Raw genomic sequence first — 8,910 nt, 5'->3', positions numbered from 1 at the left:
GAGCTACAGCCACCGGATACTGTATGTGTTCCCTATGATGCAGATAGCTTCAGAAGAGTATTGAAAGAGATACGGGAGCTCACTACCAGTGAACCTGTACAGTTTTTGCCTAGGATGAAAGCGTTACGGGCTTCTTGTGGTGTTGCTCTTGTCCTGGTAAAAGAGATGAAAAAGGTCCCTTGGAATGGAGCATCAAAGTGGTTGTCTCCTTCCAAAGCGATGATATTGGTTAGCCTTCGAGGAAAAGCAGAAGATCTTTTTTGGTTCTCCTTCTTTCATGAAGCCTACCACATACTGCATGGCGAGAAGAAACGACTGTATATTGCTGAGGAGAGAAGTACTGATCGGCAAGAACAGGAAGCAGACAGGTTCGCAGCGAATATCTTGATCCCTGAAGCATATAATAAAACCATTAGCCAAATTATCTCGAGAGAAGAGGTTATTGCTATGGCAAAGCAACTGGGGGTCAGTCCCGGGATCGTGGCAGGGCGCTATCGTCACCTTACAGGGAATTGGTCATATTTCAAGGACCTGACAAGGTCCTTTGACTGGGATGAGGTCATGTAGTATTCTCAATTCTCGTGGCATCAATTACCTATTACATAAGGAGTTTTACTGTGGCATTTTCAGAACAAGAGTGGAAGAAAGCAAAGAAGCTGTGCAGGCTGAATGAGGATGATATCCGCATTGCAAAACAAATGGGACTTAATCCCAAGAGTTTGATCAAGAATATCCCGTCCAAAGACCAACAATGGAAACTACCGGTAAAGGACTGGCTCTGGGACATGTGGGAAGAGAGGCAAGAGAAGGCCAGGAAAAAGCAGGCAAAAAAACAGGCTGCTGTAGATACAGAAGAAATAGCAAAGAAATCTTGAGAGCGTGAATACAATAGCTGATTTCAATCGTGCAAGGGATGCACAGATGACTATTGCTTGCAAGGGAAGCTGAGTAAGGTGGTATGGGAAGAAGGAAACAATCAACCGAAATGAATCTGTTTTTATAGGAAACTGTCATTTAGTGACAGTTTCGTCACAAAAGGACACTTGAAGGAAACAAGACGTTGATGTTGATAGTACTCCTTCCCCTTTATCATCTGTGGAAGTAGCATATTCAACCCAAAGAATCGTGAGATTACAACTCAAACAGAACCAAGAGACTCAGGTCTTTCCCCCTCTCTTGACCTTCTCCCTTGAACACTCAATACTTGATATTGAGAACAATATTAATGTTAGAAGGAAAGCGTATATGCAAGATATAAATGCCTTATTGGAAACAGCCCTCAAGGAAGCAAAGAACCTGAAGCCAGGAGAGAGCTTCCTGGTGAAAGATTTGTTCAAGGGGTACCTCTGGAACAGGATCCCCCGGGGTGACCGTCTCCTGCTTGGTTCTCTATTTCTGAGCTATGTGAGTGCTAATGACTGCCAGATTAGTGTCAGCAATAAGGGTGCATCAGGGCAGCAGCGGTATCAGAAAAAATGAGTCACCACAGAGGCTAGGCTCAGGAAGAGGGTTCCTACACCACAGCTTCATTCTTTTCAAAGCCTTTGGAAATTGTCTGCCAAAAGGTTGTTGTGTTTAGAATTCATGTTTTGACCTGTTTTCAAATGAAGACTATAGCCATCAGAAAAGCGTGAGTTGTGTTGGTTCCTTTGGGAAAGGAAACTCCGCTAAATAGGTAAAAATTTTCCTGGTGTCATGAAGGATGTGGTGTCTTTCACACGTTTGGTGAAAAATCTCCATAAGTTGATGGTTGTTTGGGCTGCTGAGAACATACTGTGTTTTGTAGGTCTTGATGTACCGTTCCTTCATGCCGGGAAACAATTTGTCCAGCTGTGTATAGAAGTATTCTCTGTTGCCTTGGCGAAGTGTCATTCCCATATTGAAGCATAGGACTCCTTTGACTTTCGCTTTGATGCAGTAGGATAGGATTCCTTCAATGTTTTCCCTGGTATCATTGATGAACGGGAGAATGGGGCTGAGCCATACTATTGTGGGAATATGGGCCTCATGCAATATTTGTAAGGCTTCAAATCGTTCTCTTGTGGTACTGACATTTGGTTCAAGTTTTCTGCATAGCTCCTCATCATACGTGGTAAGCGTCATCTGCACGACGCATTTGGTTTTCTCATTGATGGCTCTAAGCAGGTCCAAATCCCTGAGTACCCTGTTCGACTTTGTTATTACCGAAAATCCAAAGCCGTATGCATGAATAAGGGATGCTGCTTTGCGTACGTTCCCAATTTGCTCTTCAAGCGGTATATATGGATCTGTCATGGAACCGGTGGAAATCATACAGGGCTTACGTTTGGATCTGAGTTTCTGTTCAAGCAGCTCTATGGCATTGGCCTTAACTTCGATGTCTTCAAAGAGATGGTCTATGTGATAACAAGCACTTCGTGAATCGCAATAGATGCATCCATGAGTACAGCCCCGATAGAGATTCATACCATTTCTCTCAGAAAGAATTCCTTTTGCCTGTACGAAGTGCATGCACTCTACCCCCTCTTCCTTCTCCCATTTCCTGATGGTATTCTATCATATAAACTTGCCATAGCATGTCAGGTTTATACGCATGGAGGTGTGATGAAAGAGTCCCGTCTGTTTCAAATTCTCTATTATCTCATGGATCATGAATCCTGTACGGCTGAGTATCTCTCAAGAGAACTGGAAGTTTCTCTGAGAACCATCTATAGGGATATTGATCGTCTCTCTGAAGCTGGTATTCCTATCTATACAACACAAGGGAGGGGTGGTGGTATCAAGCTAATGGAAGGGTTCACCCTCAAGAAAGCTCTGCTCAGTGGTGAGGAGAGGGAAATGATTCTCTCATCACTTGAAAGCCTTCAGCTCGTGGGAAGGAACTCAGATGCAATTCTACGGAAACTCTCCTCGCTCTTTCAAATGCAACAGGACCACTGGTTGGAGGTAGAGTATTCACAGTGGGGAGGAGGAGCTTGGGATCCCCGACGCTTTGCTTTACTCAAGGAAGCAATTCTCTGTCTTGAAGAGGTTGATTTGGAGTATTACAACGCTCAAGGGCAGCACTCCAATCGAAGAGTTCGTCCATTGCGTCTTCTGTTCAAATCCTATGCCTGGTATCTTAAGGGTTTTGACTGTGACAAGGAAGCTTTCAGAATTTTCAAGCTCAGCAGAATTGTACGCATTAAGAGCACCGGAAAATCATTTGAAAGGATGGAGTACCCAGCTATCATGAACCGGCAAGATGTTGAGATGATGGAAGTCAGGTTGCATTTCTCTCCTTCACTGGCTTTCAGGGTATATGATGAGTTCGATCCTTCTGCGATACATAAGGAGATGGATGGATCATTGGTAGTCGCTTCAACGCTTCCTTCTGGCCAATGGTTGGAGGGATACCTGCTCTCCTTTGGTGCCGGTGTTGAGGTGCTCTCCCCTCAGTGGCTACAGCAGTCCCTGCTTGCTGAGGCTAAGAAGATTGTTTGTATGTACAATACCTGACAGAAGGTGACAAGTTTCATCTGCTACCGTATATCCATATCGATTAAGGAAGGCTTTTCATGGCGTATGATTTTAAAAAGGAATATCGAAAGTTCTATCTTCCGAAACAGCAACCCAGCCTCATAACCATTCCGAATTTACAGTTTATCGCTGCAGAAGGGGACGGGGATCCAAATGAAGAGGGAGGGTTGTACCAACAGGTAGTACAGCAACTCTATACCGTGGCTTATACCCTGAAAATGAGCTATAGAAGTACATACAAGATCGAGGGCTTCTTCGAATATGTTGTTCCCCCTCTTGAGGGCTTGTGGTTCCAGAAGGGGCCATACCAAGGGTTCGATATTACAAGAAAAGATCTACTAACCTTCATCTCGATGATCAGAATACCTGATTTCATACAGGAAGAGGATGTGGAGTGGGCCAAGGAGGAGGCTTTTCGGAAGAAAGGAATCGACTGTTCAGGGGTTCAGTATCGTACATATACAGAGGGGTTCTGCGTCCAAGCGCTTCACATTGGTTCGTATGACAGTGAACAGACGACTATTGAATCGATGCATGCCTATGCCTTACAGGAAGGGTATATCCCGGACGTTAGCCCGACACGCCTTCATCATGAGATCTATCTTACCGATCCCCGTAGAAGTAGTGTAGACACCTTGAAAACTGTTGTCCGGCTTCCGGTGCGAAAAGCCTAGAGTATCTTGCGTTTTCCCACATCAATTCTTATGCATTGGTGTGTAGTCAACTTATACCTGAAACAGTGTATGCATGACTGCCAGATCGCTGTCAGCAATAAGGAGGCGTCAGGACAGCAGCGGTATCAGAAGGACTAAAAAATATCAAGGAAATCACAAGGTAGGTGTGGTAAGATAGAGGACATCTATACTTGTGAGGTCTGTATTATATGCACTGTCTCATCCTCTGCGCCGGCTATGCTACCCGGCTCTATCCTCTAACAGAGAACTTCCCCAAGCCCTTGTTGCCGGTTCAGGGGAAGAGTGTCTTGGACTGGATTCTCTCTGATGTTGATACCATTCCTGGAATCGACCAGTATGTAGTCATCTCAAACCATAAGTTTTATGATCACTTTGTCTCTTGGAAGGAAAGCTCTGCGCTTTCCCATCCTATTACCATTCTCGATGATGGCTCAACCAGCAATGAGAATAGACTGGGGGCAGTGAAGGATATTCTTTTTGCTATCGACCAGCTGGACCTCAAGGAGGACCTGTTGGTCTTGGCAGGAGACAATCTACTCGACTTCTCTTTCTCGGGTTTTGTTTCCTTCTTCAGGGAGAAGCAAGGCACGTGTATCATGCGTCATTATGAACCTTCCATTCCCCGGCTCCAGAGAACCGGGGTTGCCTCCATCGATGACTCAGACAAGGTCATATTGATGGAGGAGAAGCCCAAGGAGCCAAAGAGTAACTGGGCAGTACCCCCTTTCTATGTCTACAAGAAGGAAGATATCCCCAAGATCAAGCAGGCAATTGCTGCTGGCTGTAACACTGATGCCCCGGGTTCTTTCATTTCCTGGCTGTGCAATCAGACTTCTGTCTATGCGTACCCAATGCCAGGCAAGCGGTGGGATATAGGGAACCTTGATGATTATGAACAAGTGAAGACCGAATATAAAGGCCCGAAGAAATAGTAGCTCGCTACGCCTAGCGGGCATCCTGCTTTTTGTAATTAAGTTGTACCATGAGCTTTAAAAGTGCGATACAATACTTAAGATATTCATTAGGGGAAACAGATTACCATGCCACATACATTAGAAAAGCAATTCACCTCTTTGTACCCTTGGGCAGAGAAGAAAGACATTCATACAGCCTACGCTCCCTACCGGGTGTGCCCGCTGGGTGCACATATTGACCACCAGTATGGCATTATTACCGGGTTTGCCTTGGATAAGGGCGTATACCTTCGCTTCCTTGTTTCCACTGATGGCGCGGTAAATATTGACAGTATGAACTTTCCCGAGCACGTCTCTTTTGATTTGCAGGATATTGGGGAGAGGCAGGGAAATTGGGGTGATTACGCCAAGGGTGCTGCATATGCACTTTCCCAGAATTATGAATTGAAGAATGGCATCAAGGGTGTGATCAAGGGGACACTTCCCATCGGGGGGCTCTCTTCCTCTGCTGCAGTGGTATTGTGTTACCTTAATGCGCTTTGCCTTGCAAACGGTATTGAACTCTCTGCCTCTGAGCTGATCAAGACAGCACTGTTTGCTGAGAATGGGTATGTAGGGATCAATGTAGGGAAGCTCGACCAATCATGTGAGGTGCTTTGCAAGAAACAACATCTCTTGGCTCTCGATACCCGTGACGATTCCTTCTCCCTGATTCCTTCTTCTCCTTCACTCCCCAAGTTTGAGATTGCCATTTTCTACTCGGGTGTTTCCCGGGTACTCGGAAGTGGCTACAACACACGGGTGGATGAGGCAAAAAGCGCTGCATACAGTCTGAAAGCCTTTGCTGGTATTGAGTATGGCCTCTACAAGGATACAAGGCTCAGGGACGTTCCTGCCTCTGTATATGATGAGTTCAGGGACCAACTCCCGGAGGTGTTTGCAAAGCGTGCCATGCATTACTTTACTGAGATGGACCGCGTAGCGAAAGGTATTGAGGCCTGGAAGGAAGGAGATTTGGAGACCTTCGGAAAGCTGGTATTCGCTTCCGGATACAGTTCCATCCATGCCTGGGAGACAGGGTCTCCCGAGCTGAAGGCAATCTATGAGATTTCAGAGCATGTTCCTGGTATCTACGGCTGTAGGTTCAGTGGTGCAGGCTTCAAAGGGTGTTGCATGGCTCTCATTGACCCAACATACAAGAAAGAGATAGAGGAACAGGTTACTAGAGAATACCTACAGCAGTTCCCCCAGTACAAGGACATCTTCTCCGTCCATTTCTGCAAGACTGATGATGGGGTGAGAGTGGAGTAGAGGAAAAGAAACCCTACAACATCCTTCTCCCCTCACTATGCCCAGGATCCATCTCAAGCACCTTTTTAAATGCCTCTTCTGCTTCCTTCTTGTTGTTCTTGCCTAGGTTGCCAAGGCCGATGAGGAAGAGACAGTGAATCCGGTTTCTCTTTGATAGGTCTTCAGTGAATACCTGGAGATCAGGGAGAGAGACTGCAAAGTAGTCAATGCTCACCTCATCATCCATATGCTCCTTGCCATACCTTAAGAGCTCATCAAAACTGTTCATTGCTTCCTGTTCTCTTCCAAGCTTTCGTAGTGCAAGGCCCTTGTAGAGAATTTGATGAGGACTCTAGTCGTAGTAATACATTGCTCCACTGGCAGTCAACTATCCACGTGTGACCAGATTATGGCGGAACTCGGCAAGCCCGTGGTTATTGGACCAGGCATACACTGAGGTAAGTGTGAGTTCTGCCGTAGTGGACGGTATAACCTTTGCCCTGATGTCGTGTTTCTCTCTGCTCCTCCGGTCAATGGGACCTTTGCTGAGTATGTGGCTATTGATGGTTCCATGTTGCACCGACTTCCTGACGGGGTGTCGTTGGAAGAGGGTGCGTTGGTTGAGCCCTTGTCAGTCGGTATGCAGGCATGCAACCGGGCAGGATTAAGGCCGGGCTCCTCTGTGGCGATTGTGGGTTTCGGCCCGATTGGCTTGATCACCATGCTGGTTGCCCGCTCTTTTGGGGCAAGTAAGATATTCATGATTGATGTGTTTGACTCCCGCCTAGCGAAAGCGAAGGAACTGGGGGCTGATGGAGTCATTCATGCAGGGAAGGACTCAACAATTGAACAGATTCATTCCTTAACCCATGGAAGAGGTGTTGATGTAGTGTTCGATACCTCCGGCTCCAGCAAGGGAGCCTCCTCCACACCGTTTTTAGCTAAACGGGGTAAAGTGGTTGTCCTGGTCGGTTGGCCAGAGGTTTCCTCATTCCCCTTCTCCATGGAGACAGTCATCGAGAAAGAGCTGGATGTCAGGGGAGTGAACCGCTACTGTAATACCTTTGGTCCAGTACTGTCTCTCTTGGCTTCCAAAGCTCTCTCGGTTGAAGGTATTATCTCCCACCGATTCCCCTTCGACCAGGTAGTGGAGGCCTTCACCTTCGCATCCGAGCATCGGGGAGAGGTCAACAAGGTGGTGATTGGGTAGGGCGTAACATAAGAAAACTCAATGGGGTGAATTCTCTCGCTCGAAGTTCAATACTACAAATTTGAGCCTATCCTTCTCCCTCTTTATACTTACCCGGACTTACTCCAAACCGTTTCTTGAAGAGTCTACAGAAATAGTTGACATCGGTAATACCGCAACGTATTGCCGTCTCTTTCACACTTGCCCGCTCGTTGTAAAGAATTCCCATCGCTGTTTTAAGACGAAGATCTTCTAGATAGACTCTGGGGGATATTCCCATCTGCTCAGAGAATAGCCGTGAGAAGTGTGACCGGCTGAGGTTGCAGAAATCAGCCATCTCCTGCACCGAAATGTCTCGGGCTATTTGTTCCTTCAAATACGTTCTAAGTTCTTGGAATGGTTGGTTGCTTGTTGGACGTGGATGATCCCCCATCTCTTCTAAAAGACTCATGCTGAGTGCATACGTTTGTCTGCTGTTGGTGAAAGGGTTGTTTATTTTTTTTGTCACTAATGATTGGCAGAAGTCAAACAAGGCCAAGATGGTTTTCTTATGACCCCTCATATCCAGACAGTTGCCAAGATTGGATTCAATCATATGGGTAATACGAAGAGCTTCCCGTCCGATCATGACCAAGAATACAAACTCCCAATGATCAGAGTCTTCTGGAAGATAATACACATGGGCACTGGGAACTGAGACGATCATAAGGGTTCCTGGAAGCAGGTCAACACTCCCTTGTTTGTTCTGAAATGTACCTCTCCCAGACAAGGTGTATTGCCACACCACATAGGATGGCGTATTCAATGCCTCTCCTTCACAACGGTAGACTGAAGAGGTTTCTCTCTCATGGCCTGATAGTACAGTAAGAGCATGAAGCGGGAATTTCCTGCTTGAGTATCTGCTGGAGGTGCGGTGCTGTGGTAGTTCCTTGAACTTGCTGATCAGTAATTCTTGATCCATACAGGAGCATCCTTTTTTCTGAAAACTGTCCTATAAGTATAGCATCCCAAATTCCCTCCAAATTATAACTATAATACCAATAATTCTTTGGAATATTAGAAGATATATCATTCCAAGACATTGACTTTTGCTCAAAACATAGCTACAATAAAGGCTATGAAAAAAGCAGGGAACACAGCCAAGATCGTTGAGGTTTTCAACAAGAATGCAGGTGTCACATATGTCTATGAGGATACCGCCTACTGGGATAGTGAGAAGAAACAAGGGCGGCACCGCCGCAAGTGTATCGGCAAGAGGGGACCTGAGGGCAAGATCATCTACAACGAGTATTACCTTTCCCGTCAGGAAGCATCCCGGGTCCAG

Annotated in this window: 13 protein-coding genes; 9 read left to right on the top strand and 4 right to left on the bottom strand. The window is 46.2% G+C overall.

The annotated features are described in order from the left end of the window. The 3 genes from JF818_RS07340 to JF818_RS07330 all read left to right on the top strand — a co-directional run. On the top strand, nucleotides 1-567 hold a 567-nt coding region (locus tag JF818_RS07340; protein WP_198891378.1), incomplete at its 5' end, for an ImmA/IrrE family metallo-endopeptidase. A 50-nt stretch (nucleotides 568-617) separates the two neighbouring features. Continuing rightward, on the top strand, nucleotides 618-875 hold the full coding sequence (locus JF818_RS07335; protein ID WP_198891377.1) for a hypothetical protein: 258 nt from the start codon (nucleotides 618-620) through the stop codon (nucleotides 873-875). Between the two features lie 370 nt (nucleotides 876-1,245). After that, entirely contained in the window at nucleotides 1,246-1,479 is a 234-nt protein-coding gene (locus JF818_RS07330) for a single-stranded DNA-binding protein (protein ID WP_198891376.1), read from the top strand. A gap of 141 nt (nucleotides 1,480-1,620) precedes the next feature. Here JF818_RS07330 and JF818_RS07325 read toward each other — a convergent pair whose 3' ends face one another. Beyond that, the gene (locus JF818_RS07325) at nucleotides 1,621-2,490 is read right to left on the bottom strand and encodes a radical SAM protein (protein WP_198891375.1); all 870 of its coding nucleotides are present in this window, start codon (nucleotides 2,488-2,490) and stop codon (nucleotides 1,621-1,623) included. A 93-nt stretch (nucleotides 2,491-2,583) separates the two neighbouring features. Between JF818_RS07325 and JF818_RS07320 the strand changes: the two genes are divergently transcribed. The 4 genes from JF818_RS07320 (at nucleotide 2,584) to JF818_RS07305 (ending at nucleotide 6,418) form a co-directional block, all read left to right on the top strand. Then, entirely contained in the window at nucleotides 2,584-3,477 is an 894-nt protein-coding gene (locus JF818_RS07320) for a YafY family protein (RefSeq protein ID WP_198891374.1), read from the top strand. Between the two features lie 59 nt (nucleotides 3,478-3,536). Further along, nucleotides 3,537-4,172, top strand: coding sequence for a GyrI-like domain-containing protein (locus JF818_RS07315; RefSeq protein WP_198891373.1), 636 nt, complete (start codon nucleotides 3,537-3,539; stop codon nucleotides 4,170-4,172). Between the two features lie 209 nt (nucleotides 4,173-4,381). Next, nucleotides 4,382-5,125 carry a nucleotidyltransferase family protein gene (locus JF818_RS07310; RefSeq protein WP_198891372.1) on the top strand — a complete coding sequence of 248 codons (744 nt, stop codon included), beginning with the start codon at nucleotides 4,382-4,384 and terminating at the stop codon, nucleotides 5,123-5,125. Nucleotides 5,126-5,233: 108 nt separating this feature from the next. After that, nucleotides 5,234-6,418, top strand: a complete 1,185-nt coding sequence (locus tag JF818_RS07305; RefSeq protein WP_198891371.1) for a galactokinase family protein — start codon at nucleotides 5,234-5,236, stop codon at nucleotides 6,416-6,418. A gap of 13 nt (nucleotides 6,419-6,431) precedes the next feature. Here the strand turns inward: JF818_RS07305 and JF818_RS07300 are convergent, their stop codons facing one another. Together JF818_RS07300 and JF818_RS16385 are read right to left on the bottom strand one after the other, a co-directional pair. Then, nucleotides 6,432-6,686 (bottom strand): tetratricopeptide repeat protein, encoded by a 255-nt coding sequence (locus JF818_RS07300; protein ID WP_198891370.1) that lies wholly within the window; start codon nucleotides 6,684-6,686, stop codon nucleotides 6,432-6,434. 99 nt (nucleotides 6,687-6,785) lie between these two features. After that, a complete protein-coding gene (locus tag JF818_RS16385) occupies nucleotides 6,786-6,977 on the bottom strand; it encodes a hypothetical protein (RefSeq protein ID WP_233066714.1) in 192 nt (63 codons plus the stop codon). On the opposite strand from JF818_RS16385, the gene JF818_RS07290 reads away from it, so the two are divergent. Continuing rightward, complete coding sequence (locus JF818_RS07290) at nucleotides 6,906-7,607, top strand: zinc-binding dehydrogenase (protein WP_370570315.1); 702 nt, start codon at nucleotides 6,906-6,908, stop codon at nucleotides 7,605-7,607. The genes JF818_RS16385 and JF818_RS07290 overlap by 72 nt on opposite strands. Before the next feature lie 67 nt (nucleotides 7,608-7,674). On the opposite strand, the gene JF818_RS07285 is transcribed toward JF818_RS07290, so the two are convergent. Further along, on the bottom strand, nucleotides 7,675-8,547 hold the full coding sequence (locus tag JF818_RS07285; RefSeq protein ID WP_198891368.1) for an AraC family transcriptional regulator: 873 nt from the start codon (nucleotides 8,545-8,547) through the stop codon (nucleotides 7,675-7,677). A gap of 156 nt (nucleotides 8,548-8,703) precedes the next feature. On the opposite strand from JF818_RS07285, the gene JF818_RS07280 reads away from it, so the two are divergent. Continuing rightward, nucleotides 8,704-8,910 (top strand): hypothetical protein (locus tag JF818_RS07280; RefSeq protein WP_198891367.1); only part of this gene is annotated, 207 nt, incomplete at its 3' end.

This window comes from Sphaerochaeta sp. S2 (assembly GCF_016406725.1).
In the GTDB taxonomy this organism is placed as follows: Bacteria; Spirochaetota; Spirochaetia; order Sphaerochaetales; family Sphaerochaetaceae; genus Sphaerochaeta.
Note: the sequence above shows the minus strand (reverse complement) of the source record. Positions and strands in the feature narration are given on the sequence as shown.